We start from the raw sequence: 15,930 nt of genomic DNA on the forward strand, positions 1-15,930 counted from the left end.
CCTCGCTCAGTGCGCCATCGACAGCTCGGCCAGCGCGCGCCGCGCCGAGGTGGTCAATGGCGCAGGCAGCGCGTCGGCGGTGAACCAACCCAGTTCCGGCAGGGCCTCGGGCTCGCGCACCTGCGCCACCTGGGCCGCATCGAGCATGCGCACCACGTACACCGGCGCCACCCAGTGCTGGGCCAGCGCTGGTTCGAAGTGGTCCACCACGCACAGCAGGCGCTCCACCGCCACGCGCAGCCCGGTTTCCTCCTCGACTTCGCGGACCACGGCGTGCTCGACGGTTTCCATCCAGTCGACCTTGCCGCCGGGCAGGCTCCAGTGGCCCTGCTCGGGCTGGCGCCCGCGCAGCAGCAACAGGATCGCACCGTCGGCGCGCTGGATGACCGCACCGCAGCCCAGCCGCGGGCGTTGCAGGTCGTTCTGTGGGTTCATGCGGGCCTGTCCTCGGTAGGGAAGGCATAGCGTATCGGCAACGGCGGCCCAAACGGAAAAGGCCCGGCAATGCCGGGCCTTTCCTGCCACGCCGATCAGGCGCGTGGCGTTGCGGTCACGCCGCTATTACCAGCTGAAGCGCGGGCCGACCGACCATTCCTTGTCGCCGTGGCGGTTCATCTTGATGTCGCCGTTGATGCCCCAGTTCTGGTTCAACTTCACCTGGCCACCCAGGCGGCCGTAGAACTCGCCATCCGGGTTGATGCCGTGCTTCTTGCTGTAATCCTCGTAGCCGGCCATCGCATAGACTTCGGCGTGCTGGCCGAACGCGGTACGGATACCGGCTTCAGCGCTGTAGCCGTTGAAGTCCAGGCCTTCCTTCGGGTCGAACTTGTTGTAGGCAACGCGGCCGACGAAATCGGTGCTGTTGCCGATTTCCTGGTTGTAGCCCACGCCGACGCGCCACTGGTCAACCTTGAAGTTGCCGATGTCGGTCTTCTGCTGGCTGTACTCACCGAAGGCGTGGAAGTTCGGCAGGAAGCCGTAGGAACCCTTCACACCCCAACCATCGGCCTTGCCACCGTCGGCGTCGGTCTTGACGTAATCGCCTTCAGCGTAGTTGTAGGACAGGCCTTCGGCAGCCGAAGCGGCGAACGGCAGGGCGGCGGCGAGGGCCAGGGCAATCAACGAAGTCTTCATGGGGGTACACCTTTTTGTCTTGAACTTCTTGCAGATGGCGCGGGGCGCCGGCCTGCATCGGAAAGTTAATTCTCCGTTATTCGCCCTAACCCGCCCTGAAGTTCGGCGTTTTCATTCCGCTGAATTTTTGGCAAGGGTTCAGTTGCGCTCTGGCACACGCGCGCGGCGCGCAAACCACTGAAAAACAGCGGCGCGCGGCGCAACGCAGCGATTGCGCCGGCGACGATGCTGAACCTTCGGGGAAGCGGCCGGGGAAACTGGCGACACGCCAGCATCGGCAAAAGGAAACGGGTCACGACGATGCCCTTGCGGGGCGTCACGCGTTGGGGAAGCCGCTCTTGGGGAGTAGTCGGCTAACGCGCCCTTCCTCGGTGATACACCGGCTGACACCGATCCGGCGCCAGACCTCAGGTCGCTGGGGATGCTTCCTTTCCGGCAGCTCGATTCTGGGCTGATTCCGTCACGGGTTCTATCAGACGGTTCTTAGTCTGGATTAGGAATTCTCTGACACGACAAGCGGGCTTATCGCCGGAATATTTCCGTAAGTGACTGAATTACATGCCGATCACTATCACGCGCCCCCTGCGTCTCCCTCACACCGCTACGGCGCGGCCCGGCGCAGTGTCGATTTCCCCCGCCCGTGTTCGTCGTATACAGACCAGGCGCCCATTCCGGCGCGCCGTGACCCACCGGAGGCAACCCATGTCCTATATCGATGGTTTCGTGCTGGCCGTCCCCACCGCCAACAAAGACAAGTTCCTTGCCCACGCCCGCGAGGCCGACGCGATGATCGTGGAGTACGGCGCGCTGCGCGTGGTGGAGTGTTGGGGCGATGACGTCAGCCATGGCAAACAGACCGATTTCTTCCGCGCGGTGGAAGCCAAACCGGATGAAACCGTGGTGTTTTCGTGGATCGAATGGCCCGACAAGGCCACCCGCGATGCCGGTATGGAAAAGATGATGGCCGACCCGCGCATGGACCCGGCCAACAACCCGATGCCGTTCGACGGCAAGCGCATGATCTACGGCGGGTTTGTGCCGGTGGTCGACCTCGGCGGCAGGTAGCGGCGGGCCGGGTGCCGCGGCGGCGCAGCTCGGCGCTGCCGCGCCCTGTGGCTTGCCCGCCCCCTTTGTCGCCCTGCATGCTGGGGCGACAAGGGAGGCCGGCGACAACGTGGCCGGCCCGCCAGCCCCAGGGAGCCAGGAATGACAGAAGGATCGGCAGTGCCTTTCACCATTGGCGGCATCAGCGCCAGCATTCTCGTCGCGCTGGCGCTAGGGCTGGCCCCGGTACCGGCCGAGGCCGCGGTCAGCGTTGACGACTACACCCGTGCCGAACGCGTGCTGGATGCGCAGCTGCGCGGCCGCGTGACCAATCCGTCGGTGCTGCCGCAGTGGCTGGACGATGGGCGTTTCTGGTACCGGCGCCAGGGGCCCGGCGGACGCACCGACTACCTGCTGGTCGATCCCCGGCATCCCTCGCGCCTGCCGCTGTTCGATCCCACGCGGCTGGGCGATGCGCTGCAGACCGCCGGCGATGCGCAGGCCGCAGCCACCCTGGAGAAGCTGGAACGGGTCATTCCTGCCGGGAACCAGACGCTGCAACTGGTGCTGCGCAGCGGCCCCCTGCAGGGCCAGCGCTGCACGCTGCCGGCGTACCGCTGCGTACCGGTTGCGCTGACCGCACCCAACCCGCAGGCCCTGCCGTCACCGGATGGAAGGCGCTCGGTGGTGGTGCGCGACGACAACCTGTGGCTGCTTGCCGCCGATGCGGGCAAGCCCACCGCGCTCACCCACGATGGGGAGCCATCGCACGGCTATGGCGTACTGCCGGACTTCGCGCTGCGCGGTATCCCGCGTCGCCAGGGCAGGATGCACACCCCCCCGTTCGCGGTGTCCTGGGCACCGGACGGCCAACGCCTGTTTGGCGTGCGCTACGACGAACGCCACGTGCAAGCCTATCCGTACCTGGCCACCGCGCCGACCGATGGCGTGCGCCCGATCGTGCACCAGGTCAGGCTGGGCCTGCTGGGCGATGCCGAACAGGTGCGCGATGCCTGGTTCGTCACCGACGTGCACAGCGCCCGCACCCGCCGCATCGCCATACCCGACGGCTGGCACAGCCTCACCGAGGCCGGCGTACTGGGCTGGTCCGCCGATGCGGACAAGGTGTACACCGCCATCGTGCGCTACGACCGCCCCGCCCGTATCCGCCTGGTCGAAGTGGACCTGGGCACGGCCCGGGTGCGTACCGTGCTGGAAGAGTCTTCCGACACCCGGGTGCAGCTCAACAGCTACCCCTACAACCGGCCGGCGGTGCGCGTGCTGCCCGGCCGCAACCAGGTAGTGTGGTTCTCCCAGCGCGATGGCTGGGGCCACCTGTACCTGGTGGACGCGCGCGACGGCACGATCGTGCGCCAGCTGACCAGCGGCAACTGGCTGGTACGCGATGTGGTCGGCGTGGATGCCGAGGAACGGCAGCTGTTCTTCACCGCGGGCGGCCGCGAGCCGGGCGACCCTTACCAGCGACGCCTGTACCGGGTGGCGCTGGACGGCGGCGAGCCGGAGCTGCTCACCCCGGAGGCGGCCGACCATGCCATCGACGCCGGCCCGGGCCCCCTGATGGGCGGGCGCGATCCACAGCTGCTTGCGCCCTCGTCGGAGTGGGTGGTCGATACCTGGTCCACGCTGGCACAGCCGCCGATCAGCGTGTTGCGCAGCACCCGCGACGGACGCGTGGTGTTGCCACTGGAGCAGGCCGACGACAGCGCGGTCCGCGCAGCCGGCTGGCAACCGCCCCGGCGCGAACAGGTCGTGGCCGCCGATGGCCACACCACGCTGTACGCCACGGTCTACCTGCCACCGGGCTATACCGAACGCGGGCGGCACCCGGTAATCGATGCGATGTACGGCGGCCCGCACGTCAGCAACGCACCGGTCGGCTTCGTCGAAGCCACCGCCACCACCAACCCGGTGGCGCGCGCCAGCCTGGCCCAGCTCGGCTTCGTGGTGGTCAGCATCGACGCACGGGGCACCCCCGGCCGTTCCAGGGCATTCCACGACAGCAGCTTCCTGACCGCCGCCGACCTGCAGCTGGATGATCATGTGGCCGCGATCAGGCAACTGGCCGCGCGCTACCCCGGCATGGACCTGGAGCGGGTGGGCATCTATGGGCATTCCTTCGGCGGCTACAGCGCCGCGCGTGCGCTGCTGCGCCATCCGCAGTTCTACAAGGTGGGCGTTGCCTCGGCCGGCAGCCACAGTTTCCAGGGCATGTATGGCGGCGCCATCCACGGCATGGACCGCCTGGTGGGCGGGCAGCCGGTGTATGCCGACGGCAGCGCCGTCCGCCCCGATGCTGCGGCCGTGCCCGCGCTGTTCCAGCCGCTGGACAACGGTGCGCTGGCCCACCAGCTGCGCGGCCGTCTGCTGCTGGTGTATGGCGACCTGGACGAGAACGCGATGCCGGCACTGACCCTGCAGCTTGCCCGCGCGCTCAATGCCGCCAACAAGGACTACGACCTGCTGTACCTGGCCAACCAGGACCACGAACTGTTCCGCAACGACCTGTATTACATGCGCCGGATGTGGGACTACTTCGTCACCCACCTGATGGGCGCCACACCACCGGCGTATCAGTTGGGTGTGCAGCGGGATTGAGCGGCTAGTTCAACCGTTACCTGCAGTCTCCGGTGATGGCCGCGTACCCATTGCATACCCGCGTGCATCGATGAAAAGGTGCCACGCCTGGGCCAGCAGAAGCAGTACCGGGTGATTGCAGTACGCAAACCCTGACCGATAGTCGGGCAGCACGCCGGTCGGCCCAGCCGAGAGGCTGCCGCTGATGTTCGCTACCGGCAATGGGCGCAACAGGGTGGAGACGCACGCCGAAGGCGTGGGGCGGGCACGCAGGGAACACACACCTGCCGCCGCGTCACGGCGCCCGCCCGGAGGCAGGCGCCGTGCGTACTGCTTACTTGCGGGCGCGCTTGGCCGGGGCCTTGCGGGCCACGGTCTTGGCGGCGCTGGCGCGCTTGGCCGGTGCAGCCTTGCGGGCTACGGCCTTCTTGGCGACAGCCTTCTTGGCGACAGCGGTCTTCTTGCCGACCGTCTTCTTGGCCACGGCAGCCTTCTTGCCGATCACCTTCTTGGCAGCGGCAGTCTTCTTGCCGACCACCTTCTTGGCAGCGGCAGTCTTCTTGCCGACGGTCTTCTTGGCAGCGGCGACCTTCTTGCCGACGGCCTTCTTGGCTACGGCGGTCTTCTTGCCGACCGCCTTCTTGGCCACGGCGGTCTTCTTGCCGACAACCTTCTTGGCGGCAACCGTCTTCTTGCCGACGACCTTCTTGCCCACCACCTTCTTGGCGGCGGCCGACTTGCTGGCCACAGCCTTCTTGGCGGTGGCGGTCTTCTTGCCGACCACCTTCTTGGCGGCGGCGGCCTTCTTGGTCACCGCCTTCTTGGCGGTGGCGACCTTCTTGGCGACGGTCTTCTTGGCCACGGCGGCCTTCTTGGTCACGGTCTTCTTGGCGGTGGCGGCCTTCTTGCCGGCAGCCTTGGTGGTCTTGGTCACGGCCTTTTCGGCGGCGGCCTTCTTCTTGGCAACCTGCTTCTTCAGCGCGGCGGCCTCGGCCTTGGCGTTGCTCTTGGCCGCTTCCAGCTTCTTCTTGGCGCCGGCCAGGGTCTTGCCCACCGACTTGGCGGCCTTGTCAGCCTTCTTGGCGACGGTCTTCTCGGCCTTCTGCACGGCCTTCTTGACCTTGGCAACCTGGGTGGTGGCGGCCTTGCGCGCGCGCTTGACGGTCTTCTTCACCGATGCCACGGCGTCTTCGGCGGTGGTGGCGATGCTATCGCCCACTTTGCCCGCGACTTCTTTCACTTCGTCTACGCCGTGCGACAGGGTCGCGGTCACGCCATTTCCATTGCTCATGATTGCCTCCTAAGGGGACTGGTTAGTCAAATCGCTGGCGATGCTATACCGGCGCGGTGCTTCGTGGAACGGTCTTGTCGCACGCCATGCGCCGCATCTGTGCTTGGCGGGCCGGCGCTGCGCCCGCCCGGCGAACCGGGCATCTGCAACAAACCCCTTTAAAACAGCTTCCGTCGCTGGCCTGCCTGCTGCCGCCGTGCGCTTCCCCGCGCGCGGCAGACCGATGCAGGCGATGTGCAATTGACCGTCGCAGGTGGTCCGGCCAGTGCCCTTTACCTCGGCAACTGCGCCATCTTCGCGCGGGAAACAGCCACCGCCTCCGTGCAGGCCGGCGGTTCCGAGCCGCGCGTGGCAGGCCGCGGCGGCAGTCAAACGCATGTCGATGCCGCCGGTTGATCGGCCCCCCTGGGCGATGCGGTAGTGGCGTTTACCGATCACGCCGCAGCGCCATCGGCAACGCGTTGCAGCGACGGCATGGGGCCATCGGTGATCCATGCACATGCATGGATCGGCATACGCAACGCGGGTGCGTCTCCTGGTCAATACCGAAGCCGATTCCCTGCAGGCCGACCGCAGGCTCCCGGCGCCCGCGTCGATCCGGCGCCGGGCGATGCATGCAGGGGACGACAGGCAGGCCGATGCGACCGTAGCGACGACCATGCGCGCCGGATGCCGCGCACGGCAGGCCAGGGAGGGGCGATGGAGAACCGTTCAACACAGTGGCGGTCATGGCGCATCCGTGGCGGAAGGGTAGTGCCCCGGGCCGACAGACCCAACCTCTTGGGGAAATCCAGATCGGTAACGCAACATATTGTGGCCGATGCCCTTGCAGCTTACGCCGGCACGGCACCCTGTCAACGCCCCTGCCGGGCCGGCGCGCCCGGTCGCGGTAGGCCGCCGGCCGCCGTGCGCTGGCGACCTGGTTAAGCCGCATCCACACACATTCATTCAGCTTGAACTACCGTATGCGTGTCTTTGCCATCTCGTTACGGAACCGCCGGACCATGCGACCGCTCCCGACCCTGCTTACGCTCGCACTTGCCGCCGCCTTCGGTGGCTTCATCGCCTCGGCGATCAACGCCCACCTGGACAACCGCGCCGAGGCCGCGCCAGTGTCGCTGGCCATTCCGGCCACCGCCGCGCTGCCGGCCGCCGTCGCCGGGCAGGCGATGCCTTCGCTGGCGCCGATGCTGGAGCGGGCGATGCCGGCGGTGGTCAGCGTCAACACCAAGCAGGTGGTGCGGGTGCGCAACCCGTACTTCAACGACCCGTTCTTCCGCCGCCTGTTCCCGGAAGTGCCGCAGGAGCGCATCAACGAATCGCTGGGCTCGGGGGTGATCATCGATGCCGGCGCCGGGCTGGTCCTGACCAACCACCATGTGATCGACAACGCCGACGACGTGCAGGTCACCCTGTCCGACGGGCGCACGGTCAAGGCCGAGTTCATCGGCTCGGACCGCGACACCGACATCGCGCTGATCCGCATTCCGGCCGACAAGCTCACCGCGCTGCCGCTGGGCAACAGCGAACAGCTGCGCGTGGGCGATTTCGTGGTGGCGATCGGCAACCCGTTCGGTTTCAGCCAGACCGTCACCTCGGGCATCGTCTCGGCGGTGGGCCGCAGCGGCATCCGCGGGCTGGGCTACCAGAACTTCATCCAGACCGATGCCTCGATCAACCCGGGCAATTCCGGCGGCGCGCTGGTCAACCTGCAGGGCCAGCTGGTGGGCATCAATACCGCCAGCTTCAATCCGCAGGGCAGCATGGCCGGCAACATCGGGCTGGGCCTGGCCATTCCGTCCAACCTGGCCCGCGATGTGGTCGACCAGCTGGTCAAGCACGGGGTGGTGGTGCGCGGCACGCTGGGGGTGGAAGCGCAGAACCTGACCCAGCAGATCGCGCAGGGGCTGGGCCTGGGCGAAGCGCGCGGTGCGCTGGTGACGCGGGTGCTGGCCGGGTCCGGCGGCGCCGCGGCCGGGCTGCGGCCGGGCGATGTGGTGGTGGCGGCAAACGGCCAGCGCGTGGACAGCGCCCAGGCCCTGCACAACGTGGAAGGCCTGCAGCCAGTGGGCAGCACGCTGAACCTTGAGATCCGCCGCGACAGCAAGCCATTGCAGCTCAAGGCCACGCTGAAGGAACAGGCGCGCGCGGTCAGCGGCGACACGCTGGACCCGCGGCTGGGCGGTGCCACCTTCGTGGACCTGCCCGAAGCCCTGCGCCAGGCCGGAATCAGTGGCGTGCAGGTCAGCGAGGTCAAACGCGGCAGCCGCGCGGCGACGTCGGGATTGGCCGCCGGCGATGTGATCACCGAAGCCACCGCCGGCGAGTTCGCCGACCTGGCCAGCTGGCGCGCCAACTTCCAGCAGCGCCCGGCGCAGCTGGTGCTGCGCATCATCCGCGGCAATACGCCGGGCGTGCTGGTGATGCGCTGAACGGCGGCAGGCGCCGTAACGTCGCTTACACCCGCCCGATGCTATTACCTTGTGTTCGTTGCCGACCGGTCCGCCGGCGGCCACCTTCCCCATCGCCACCATACGGAGAGTCACGATGAGCCCCACCAATACCGAGAACCTGAAGGAACACCTGGGTGAAGCCGGTTCGCACCTGAAGTCGGCCGCCAGCGCCGCCGGCGGCGCGATCAAGGGCGCCACCGGCGCTGCCACCGACGAACTGCGCATCGGCAAGGCCAACGTCAAGGCCGAGCTGTCCGATACCGCGCTGTCGGGCCTGGCCGCCGCCGAGTTCGGCGGTGCCGCCGCCAAGGAACAGGTGGATGCGCTGATGGACAAGGGCAAGGACCTGGTCGACAGCGCCGCCGAACTGATCCGCGAGCGTCCGCTGGCCTCGTTCGGCGTGGCCTTCGCCGCCGGCTGGATCATCGCCAAGCTGGCCCGCAGCGGCGGCGACAAGTAACCCGGCGTGAGCGATCCAACCCCGTCGACCGCTGCCGGTGGTGCGCAAACGCCACCACCGGACAGCGGTGAAAAAGCCCCCCACCTGGACGAAAGCATCCGCCAGGTCGGACAAGCCGGCCGCGACACCGTGGACGCGGCCAAGCACACGCTGCGTTCGCTGCGACGATTGGCGTCGGCCGATTTCGCGTTGGCGCGCAGCGCGTTCGGGCGTGCGTTGGCCTGGAGCGGGGTGGCGATCGTGTTCGGCGCCTCGGCCTGGTTGTTGCTGGCCGGCACGCTGATCGCGCTGATGGTGCGCTGGGGCATGTCCTGGTTCCACTCGCTGTTGATCACCTCGATCCTCAGCCTGGTGGTAACCGGCTATGCGATGTGGCGGGTGTCGTTCTTCTTCCGGCATACCGGCATGCATGCCACCCGCCGCCAGTTGTCGCGGCTGGGGCTGTATGACGAGCCCGGCGAGGAAGATCCCGATGCCGATGTCGATACCACCGGGGCCAAACGATGAACTTTGAAGCCTTGCGGCAACGCGTGCAGCGTGCCGAACTGGTGGTGGCGGTGCGGGTGGAGAAGACCCGCAGCAGCTGGACCACCCTCAGCACCGTCTGGCGGACCGGCTGGACGCCGTTGCGGATCATCACCGTCGGCCTGGCCGGCGGCTTCCTGGCCGGCCGGCTGGAGCCGACCGGGCTGGGCGCGAAGGTGCAGGGTGCGCGCTGGTTGCAGATGATCGGGTCGGTCTCCAGCCTGGTGGCCAGCACCCAGGCCGCGTTCGCCTCGATCCAGGCCGGCGAAGCGGCCGATACCGCCGAGCAGGCGGCCGACAAGGTCGACCAGGCCGCCGATGAACTGCCGCGCCAGGCCCCGGCGGCGACGCCCACAGCCAGTCCGCCGGTACGTGCAGACACGGACGCGGCACGGCAACCGCAGCCGGCCGAAGCGGCCACCGATCTTTCCGAACGCTGACGTAGAAAGAAGCGAGGTCCGGCCACGGCCGGACCTGGAAACGTCCGACCATCGGTCGGGCCTGCCTACACACAGCGTACGCACCCGGCGTGCCCAATAATGGCGCTCCTTCCCTGCCCGGCGCCCGCATGAGCGTTCCTGCCGTTTCCCCCGACGAAGCCGTCGTCGCCCCGCCGCCGCGCCCGCGTGCACCGACGTCGCTGGTGGTGCTGGCCACCCTGGCGGTGGGCTTCACCCTGTGGGCGGCGCAGGAAGTGATCCTGCCGGTGCTGCTGGCGATGTTCTTCGCGCTGGTCGGCAACCCGATCCTGCGCCTGCTGGGCAAGCTGTGGATCCCGCGCTTTCTCGGTGCGGTGCTGGTGCTCGGGGTGGGCCTGAGCGGGGCGGCCGCGCTGGGCGTGCAACTGGTCGGACCGGCCATGCAATGGGCACAGGAAGCGCCGCAGCAACTGCGCAAGGTAGCGCGCCAGGTACAGAACCTGACCAAACCGGTGCAGCAGGCCAACCAGGCCGCGGAGAACTTCGCGCGCGTGGCTGGCGGCGAAGGCAGCCGGCGCGTACAGATCGTGCGCACCCAGCTGGACGACCCCTACAAGGTACTTACCCGCGCCCCGCGGCTGGCCGCCTCGGTGCTGGCGGTGGTGCTGCTGACCCTGTTCTTCATGATCTACGGGCAGAACCTGCAGAAGCATGCCATCGCGCTGTTTCCCAACCGGCAGCAGCAGCGCTTCACCACCGACATCCTGCGTTCGATCGAACGCGAGGTGTCGCGCTATGTGCTGACCATCACCGTGATCAACACCGCAGTCGGTCTGGTGTTTTCCGGGGTGTTGCTGCTGCTCGGGGTCAGCCTGCAGGAGGCGCTGCTGTGGGGCACGGTGGCCGCGCTGCTGAACTTCGCGCCGTACGTGGGGCCGCTGATCGGGGTGGCGCTGATGCTGCTGATGGGCTTTGTGGAATTCAGCGACCCGCTGGCCGCCCTGCTGCCGGCAGCCTGCTACCTGGCCCTGCACACGGTGGAAGGCCAGGTGGTGACCCCGATCGTGCTGGGCCGGCGCATGGCGATTTCGCCGCTGATCCTGATCCTGGCGCTGATGGTGTTCGGCTGGCTGTGGGGCATGGTGGGGCTGCTGCTGGCGGTGCCGCTGCTGGTCTGCATCAAGCTGGTGCTGGCCCGGCTGGAGGGCACGCAGGGCTGGGCGCGGCTGCTGGAATGAACCGATCCGGCATGCCCGACGCGGACGGCAGGAGTAGAATGGCGCGGTGAATTTCCCTATCCAAGCCATTACCCTGGACCTCGACGACACCCTGTGGCCGTTCGCCCCGATCGGCGCGCGGATCGACCAGGTACTGTTCGACTGGATGCTGCAGCACAGCCCCGCCACCGCCGCGATGTACCCGGTGGCGGCGATGCGCGAACTGCGTGAGCGTTCCTTCCACGACAACCCGCAGCTGCACCATGACCTGAGCGCGTTGCGCCGGCTGACCCTGCGCGAAGCGCTGGAGCGCAGCGGCGCCGACCTGGCCCTGCTGGAACCGGCCTACGAAGCGTTCTACGCCGCGCGCAACCAGGTGGAGTTCTACCCCGACGCGCTGGACGCACTGGCACGGATCGCCGCCAGGGTGCCGGTGGCCGCGCTCAGCAATGGCAATGCCGACCTGCAGCGGATCGGCGTGGCGCACCATTTCAGTTTCCAGCTGGGCTCGCGCGAACACGGCGCGGCCAAGCCGGCGGCCAGCATCTTCCATGCCGCCTGCGACCGCCTCGGGGTTGCCCCGGCCCAGGTGCTGCACGTAGGCGACCACGCCGAGATGGACGTGGCCGGCGCGATCCAGGCCGGCCTGCGTGGCTGCTGGATCAACCGCGAGGCGCACGCCTGGAACCATCCTTCGCTGCAGCCCGACCTGCAGTTCGACAGCTTGACCGGGCTGGCCGACTGGCTAGATGCCAACGCATCGGCCGCGCACGCCTGACCACCAACGGAGCCTCACCCCGCATGACCCAGATCAACGGTTTCACCACCGATGCCTCCCAGGCGCTGCCACTGCACGTGATGAACCGCGAACAGTTCAGCAGCTGGCGCGCGCAGCAGAGCCCGGCACTGGGTGCGTGGGTGGATGCGCAGCACTTCAACGGCAGCGGCGCCAGCGTGGTGCTGTTGCCCGGCGAGCACGGCCTGGCCGGTGCGATCCTCGGCGTGGGCGATGCCGGCGATGCCTACGCCTATGCGCACGCCCCGTTCGCGTTGCCCGAGGGCAGCGTATGGCAGCTGGCCGGCACGCTGCCGGTGGAAATGGAGACCCTGCTGCACCTGGGCTGGGGCCTGGGCAGCTACCGCTTCAGCCGCTACCGCAAGCCCAACCGCGCCCCGGCGCAGCTGGCCGCCACCCCGTCGGCGGAAGTGCGCGACGTGGTGATTGCCAGCCTGCGCGTGCGCGACTGGGTCAACACGCCCACCGAAGACATGGGCCCGCAGCAGCTGGAAGACGCCGCGCGCGAACTGGCGGCCGCGCACGGTGCGCAGATCGAAGTGATCACCGGCGATGCGCTGCTGGAGCAGAACTTCCCGTCCATCCATGCGGTGGGCCGCGCCTCGCATCGCGCGCCGCGGCTGATCGCGCTGCGCTGGGGCAACGAAGGCCAGCCGCACGTGGCGCTGGTCGGCAAGGGCGTGTGCTTCGATACCGGCGGGCTGGACATCAAGCCCGGCGATGGCATGCGCAACATGAAGAAGGACATGGGCGGCGCGGCGCATGCGCTGGCCCTGGCCGGGCTGGTCATGGCACGGCAGCTGCCGGTGCGGCTGACCCTGCTGATTGCCGCGGTGGAAAACGCGATCGGCCCCGATGCGTTCCGCCCCGGCGAGGTGATCGCCACCCGCAAGGGCCTGAGCATCGAGATCGACAACACCGACGCCGAAGGGCGGGTGATCCTGGCCGATGCGCTGACCTACGCCAGCGAGCAGCAGCCGGAAATCGTGCTGGACTTCGCCACCCTCACCGGCGCGGCGCGCATCGCGCTGGGGCCGGACCTGCCGGCGCTGTTCAGCAACGACGACACCCTGGCCCAGCAGTGGCTGCAGGCCGGCGAACAGACCCGCGACCCGGTCTGGCGCATGCCGCTGTGGCGCCCGTACCTGCGCTACCTGCACAGCAACATCGCCGACCTGGCCAATGCCGGCTCGCGCATGGCCGGCTCGGTCACCGCCGCGCTGTACCTGGAGCGCTTCATCGCCGAGGGCCAGAAGTGGGCGCACCTGGATGTGTACGCCTGGAACGACGGCGAACGCCCGGGCCGCCCGGCCGGCGGCGAAGCGCTGGCGCTGCGCTCGGCCTGGGCGATGCTGCAGGCGCGTTACGCCGGCTGACCGCCGCGTGCCGACGGCTGCCTCCACAGATCCCCGCTTCGGCGGGGATCTGCGTTTGACAGCGCCGGAAGCTGTCCGGCGTCGGTTGGAATACTTGTCGAAAATGTGAATATCGGCCGGACCGCTGTTCTGAGACCATGCCTGCATCGCCCACCCACACGCATCGTGAAGGCAGGAAACCCGCATGTCACTCTTCGGCTATACCCGCGCCGGCCGCCCGCCCGGCGCCCCGCGGCCGCCCTCGCCGCTGCTGTGGCTGGCCCTGATCGCGCTGATTGCCGGGCTGCTGGTGCTGGCCTTCGCCTGGCTGGCCGGCTGGATCGGCCGCGACCGCGCCACCGCGCAGGCCTTCACCGACAGCATCGAAGCCACCGGCCCGCCGCACCCGGGTTTCCGCCGCGCGCACAGCAAGGGCGTGTGCGTCAGCGGCAGCTTCCAGGGCACGGCGGAGGGCGCGGCGCTGAGTGCGGCACGGGTGTTCCGGCAGCCGCAGGTGCCGGTACTGGGCCGGCTGTCGATCGGCGGCGGCGACCCGCATGGCGCCGACGCCAATGCACGGGTGCGCAGCATGGCGCTGCAGCTGGTCAGCGATGACGGCCAGGAATGGCGCACGGCCATGAACAGCTTCCCGTTCTTCGCCGTGCCCACGGCCGAGGCCTTCCTCGAACAGACCCGCGCCGGCATCCCCGACCCGGCCACCGGCAAGCCGGACCCGGCGAAGATGGCCGCGGTGCTGGACAAGTACCCCAGCGCGCGCGCCTTCCAGCAGTGGGCCAAGACCGCACCGTGGTCCAACAGCTGGGCCAATACCGCCTATAACGGGGTCAACAGTTTCCGCTTCACCGCCGCCGACGGCAGCCATCGCCACGTGCGCTGGAGCATGCGGCCGCAGGCGGCGTTCGTGGAGATGACGGCCGCCCAGCGCGCGCAGGCCGGGCTGGACTATCTGGCCGATGAGTTCCAGCAGCGGCTGGCCCAGGGCCCGGTGCGCTGGGAGATGTGGGTGACCATCGCCGAAGCCGGCGACCCGATCGACGACCCGTCGCAGGTGTGGCCGATGCAGCGCCGCCAGGTCAAGGTGGGCACGCTCAGCCTGGTGTCGATGCAGCCGCAGGCGCAGGGCGCCTGCCGCGACCTCAACTACGATCCGTTGATCCTGCCCAGCGGCATCGGCGGCAGCAATGATCCGATCCTGGCAGCGCGTTCGGCGGTGTATTCGCAGTCATTCAACCGCCGCGAGCGCGAGATCGCCAGTGGCAAGGGCGCCGCCGCCACCGGCAAGGAAGGTACACGATGAACCGCGATGCCGGCCACTTCAACCTCACCGCGCGGGTGCTGCACTGGCTGATGGCGGCGATGATCCTGACCATGCTGTTCGTCGGCGTGGGCATGGTCGCCGCGCTGCAGTGGCGGCCGCTGCTGATCGACCTGCACCGCCCGCTGGGCATCGCGATTCTGCTGCTGGTGATCGTGCGCCTGTACAACCGCCTGCGCCACCGGCCACCACCGTTGCCGGCCGACCTGCCGGCGTGGCAGGCCGCTGCCGCGCATGCCTCGCACTGGGTGTTGTACGGGCTGATGCTGGCGATGCCGCTGGTTGGCTGGTCGATGCTGTCGGCCGGCGGCTACCCGATCGTGATGTGGTCCGGCTTCAACCTGCCGGCGATCGTGCCGCACGACCCGGCGCTGTACGCCGCATTGCGCAACGCGCACAGCCTGCTGGCCTACGCACTGTTCGCCACGGTGGTGGCGCACCTGTCGGCCGCGCTGTTCCACCTGTGGGTGCGCCGCGACGGCGTGTTCCAGGCGATGGCGAAAGGGTCGGGCACAAGGATTGAGCGCAAAGATCGATCCGCGGAAGCCGACTGATCATGTGATTGGCCAGCCGTTGCATCTGTGAGTTCGATCAAAGCGGCCGCTGCGCATCAGGTCTAGATTTTTCTGGACCAAGGCAGAGCAGAGGTGATGGCGATGAAGCATGGGATCGGGTGGACATGGCTGCTGGGGATACTGCTGGGGATGGTGCCCGGCTCATCCGCATTGGCCGGGCCGGATACCGGGGGCGTCAGGCATGTGCTGTCGCTGCGCGTGCTGGTGGACGGTGAGGTGGTGATGAGCCCCAACCTGCGGTTGAGGCCGGGCGTGCCGGCCTCCATCGCGTTGGCCGGGGAATCGGGCGAGCCGGGATATGCACTGCAGGTGCGGCTGTCCCCGGATCCTGATCGGCCCGGGTCGTACAGCACGCTTGAAGCCACCCTGTGGAAGGGCGACTACCAGCGCGAGCGTCCGCTGCTGGATACGCGGGCTGTGCTGGATTGGCAACGTATCGACAAGGCAATGCCAATCGCCAGCGTCCGCAGCCGGGACGGCCGCAGCGTGGAACTGCAAGTGATCTCGCATGCGCGGGTGCTCCCCAGTACGACCACGCCGCTGGCGCAGCCATGCACCGACGCCCGCGCCGCCGTAGACGCCGCACCGCGCGACGACGCTGCCCCTGCCGACGCGCCGCCGGTGTGCTGCAGCGCCTCATGTGGCGACGGCAGTGGCCACACCCTGCACTGTTGTGGCGCCGAGCAATGCTGCGCCTGCGGTGCCTGCTGCTCGAATGCATGACCGTAGT

Annotated in this window: 16 protein-coding genes; 12 read left to right on the plus strand and 4 right to left on the minus strand. The window is 68.4% G+C overall.

Annotated elements, in window-relative coordinates; genetic code table 11:
* Positions 1-6 precede the first annotated feature (6 nt).
* The 3 genes from IC535_RS00145 to IC535_RS00155 form a co-directional block, all read right to left on the minus strand.
* On the minus strand, positions 7-435 hold the full coding sequence (locus tag IC535_RS00145) for an NUDIX domain-containing protein (protein WP_228884542.1): 429 nt from the start codon (positions 433-435) through the stop codon (positions 7-9).
* 126 nt (positions 436-561) lie between these two features.
* Entirely contained in the window at positions 562-1,134 is a 573-nt protein-coding gene (locus IC535_RS00150; RefSeq protein WP_228884543.1) for an Ax21 family protein, read from the minus strand.
* A gap of 65 nt (positions 1,135-1,199) precedes the next feature.
* Entirely contained in the window at positions 1,200-1,454 is a 255-nt protein-coding gene (locus IC535_RS00155; protein WP_228884544.1) for a hypothetical protein, read from the minus strand.
* 382 nt (positions 1,455-1,836) lie between these two features.
* Between IC535_RS00155 and IC535_RS00160 the strand changes: the two genes are divergently transcribed.
* Both IC535_RS00160 and IC535_RS00165 read left to right on the plus strand, forming a co-directional pair.
* Entirely contained in the window at positions 1,837-2,199 is a 363-nt protein-coding gene (locus IC535_RS00160) for a DUF1428 domain-containing protein (protein ID WP_228884545.1), read from the plus strand.
* 159 nt (positions 2,200-2,358) lie between these two features.
* Complete coding sequence (locus IC535_RS00165) at positions 2,359-4,794, plus strand: DPP IV N-terminal domain-containing protein (protein WP_429000315.1); 2,436 nt, start codon at positions 2,359-2,361, stop codon at positions 4,792-4,794.
* Positions 4,795-5,107: 313 nt separating this feature from the next.
* On the opposite strand, the gene IC535_RS00170 is transcribed toward IC535_RS00165, so the two are convergent.
* A complete protein-coding gene (locus IC535_RS00170; protein ID WP_228884546.1) occupies positions 5,108-6,064 on the minus strand; it encodes a histone in 957 nt (318 codons plus the stop codon).
* Positions 6,065-7,068: 1,004 nt separating this feature from the next.
* Here IC535_RS00170 and IC535_RS00175 point away from each other — a divergent pair.
* The 10 genes from IC535_RS00175 to IC535_RS00220 all read left to right on the plus strand — a co-directional run bounded on the left by IC535_RS00175 (position 7,069) and on the right by IC535_RS00220 (position 15,923).
* Entirely contained in the window at positions 7,069-8,496 is a 1,428-nt protein-coding gene (locus tag IC535_RS00175; protein WP_228884547.1) for a Do family serine endopeptidase, read from the plus strand.
* A gap of 115 nt (positions 8,497-8,611) precedes the next feature.
* Positions 8,612-8,977 carry a hypothetical protein gene (locus IC535_RS00180; RefSeq protein WP_228884548.1) on the plus strand — a complete coding sequence of 122 codons (366 nt, stop codon included), beginning with the start codon at positions 8,612-8,614 and terminating at the stop codon, positions 8,975-8,977.
* Between the two features lie 6 nt (positions 8,978-8,983).
* The gene (locus IC535_RS00185; RefSeq protein ID WP_228884549.1) at positions 8,984-9,484 is read left to right on the plus strand and encodes a phage holin family protein; all 501 of its coding nucleotides are present in this window, start codon (positions 8,984-8,986) and stop codon (positions 9,482-9,484) included.
* Positions 9,481-9,942: a protein sip-5 gene (locus tag IC535_RS00190; RefSeq protein WP_228884550.1), complete on the plus strand. Its 462-nt coding sequence runs from the start codon at positions 9,481-9,483 to the stop codon at positions 9,940-9,942. The genes IC535_RS00185 and IC535_RS00190 overlap by 4 nt, the downstream gene beginning before the upstream one ends.
* Positions 9,943-10,070: 128 nt before the next feature.
* On the plus strand, positions 10,071-11,159 hold the full coding sequence (locus tag IC535_RS00195) for an AI-2E family transporter (protein WP_228884551.1): 1,089 nt from the start codon (positions 10,071-10,073) through the stop codon (positions 11,157-11,159).
* 46 nt (positions 11,160-11,205) lie between these two features.
* The gene (locus IC535_RS00200) at positions 11,206-11,916 is read left to right on the plus strand and encodes an HAD family hydrolase (RefSeq protein ID WP_228884552.1); all 711 of its coding nucleotides are present in this window, start codon (positions 11,206-11,208) and stop codon (positions 11,914-11,916) included.
* A 23-nt stretch (positions 11,917-11,939) separates the two neighbouring features.
* Positions 11,940-13,310: a leucyl aminopeptidase family protein gene (locus tag IC535_RS00205; RefSeq protein WP_228884553.1), complete on the plus strand. Its 1,371-nt coding sequence runs from the start codon at positions 11,940-11,942 to the stop codon at positions 13,308-13,310.
* A gap of 184 nt (positions 13,311-13,494) precedes the next feature.
* Positions 13,495-14,607, plus strand: a complete 1,113-nt coding sequence (locus IC535_RS00210; RefSeq protein ID WP_228884554.1) for a catalase family peroxidase — start codon at positions 13,495-13,497, stop codon at positions 14,605-14,607.
* Positions 14,604-15,179 carry a cytochrome b gene (locus tag IC535_RS00215; RefSeq protein WP_228884555.1) on the plus strand — a complete coding sequence of 192 codons (576 nt, stop codon included), beginning with the start codon at positions 14,604-14,606 and terminating at the stop codon, positions 15,177-15,179. Before IC535_RS00210 ends, IC535_RS00215 begins: the two co-directional genes overlap by 4 nt.
* 96 nt (positions 15,180-15,275) lie before the next feature.
* Positions 15,276-15,923, plus strand: a complete 648-nt coding sequence (locus IC535_RS00220) for a hypothetical protein (protein ID WP_228884556.1) — start codon at positions 15,276-15,278, stop codon at positions 15,921-15,923.
* The last annotated feature ends 7 nt before the right edge of the window (positions 15,924-15,930 follow it).

Source organism: Stenotrophomonas rhizophila (genome assembly GCF_020857975.1).
Taxonomy (GTDB): domain Bacteria; phylum Pseudomonadota; class Gammaproteobacteria; order Xanthomonadales; family Xanthomonadaceae; genus Stenotrophomonas; species Stenotrophomonas rhizophila_C.

Coding starts and splice junctions, on each gene's coding strand:
- IC535_RS00175 (WP_228884547.1), top strand. CDS start 7,069: ATGCGACCGCTCCCGACCCTGCTTACGCTCGCACTTGCCGCCGCCTTC.
- IC535_RS00195 (WP_228884551.1), top strand. CDS start 10,071: ATGAGCGTTCCTGCCGTTTCCCCCGACGAAGCCGTCGTCGCCCCGCCG.
- IC535_RS00160 (WP_228884545.1), top strand. CDS start 1,837: ATGTCCTATATCGATGGTTTCGTGCTGGCCGTCCCCACCGCCAACAAA.
- IC535_RS00150 (WP_228884543.1), bottom strand. CDS start 1,134: ATGAAGACTTCGTTGATTGCCCTGGCCCTCGCCGCCGCCCTGCCGTTC.
- IC535_RS00145 (WP_228884542.1), bottom strand. CDS start 435: ATGAACCCACAGAACGACCTGCAACGCCCGCGGCTGGGCTGCGGTGCG.
- IC535_RS00170 (WP_228884546.1), bottom strand. CDS start 6,064: ATGAGCAATGGAAATGGCGTGACCGCGACCCTGTCGCACGGCGTAGAC.
- IC535_RS00220 (WP_228884556.1), top strand. CDS start 15,276: ATGGCGATGAAGCATGGGATCGGGTGGACATGGCTGCTGGGGATACTG.
- IC535_RS00180 (WP_228884548.1), top strand. CDS start 8,612: ATGAGCCCCACCAATACCGAGAACCTGAAGGAACACCTGGGTGAAGCC.
- IC535_RS00210 (WP_228884554.1), top strand. CDS start 13,495: ATGTCACTCTTCGGCTATACCCGCGCCGGCCGCCCGCCCGGCGCCCCG.
- IC535_RS00190 (WP_228884550.1), top strand. CDS start 9,481: ATGAACTTTGAAGCCTTGCGGCAACGCGTGCAGCGTGCCGAACTGGTG.
- IC535_RS00215 (WP_228884555.1), top strand. CDS start 14,604: ATGAACCGCGATGCCGGCCACTTCAACCTCACCGCGCGGGTGCTGCAC.
- IC535_RS00205 (WP_228884553.1), top strand. CDS start 11,940: ATGACCCAGATCAACGGTTTCACCACCGATGCCTCCCAGGCGCTGCCA.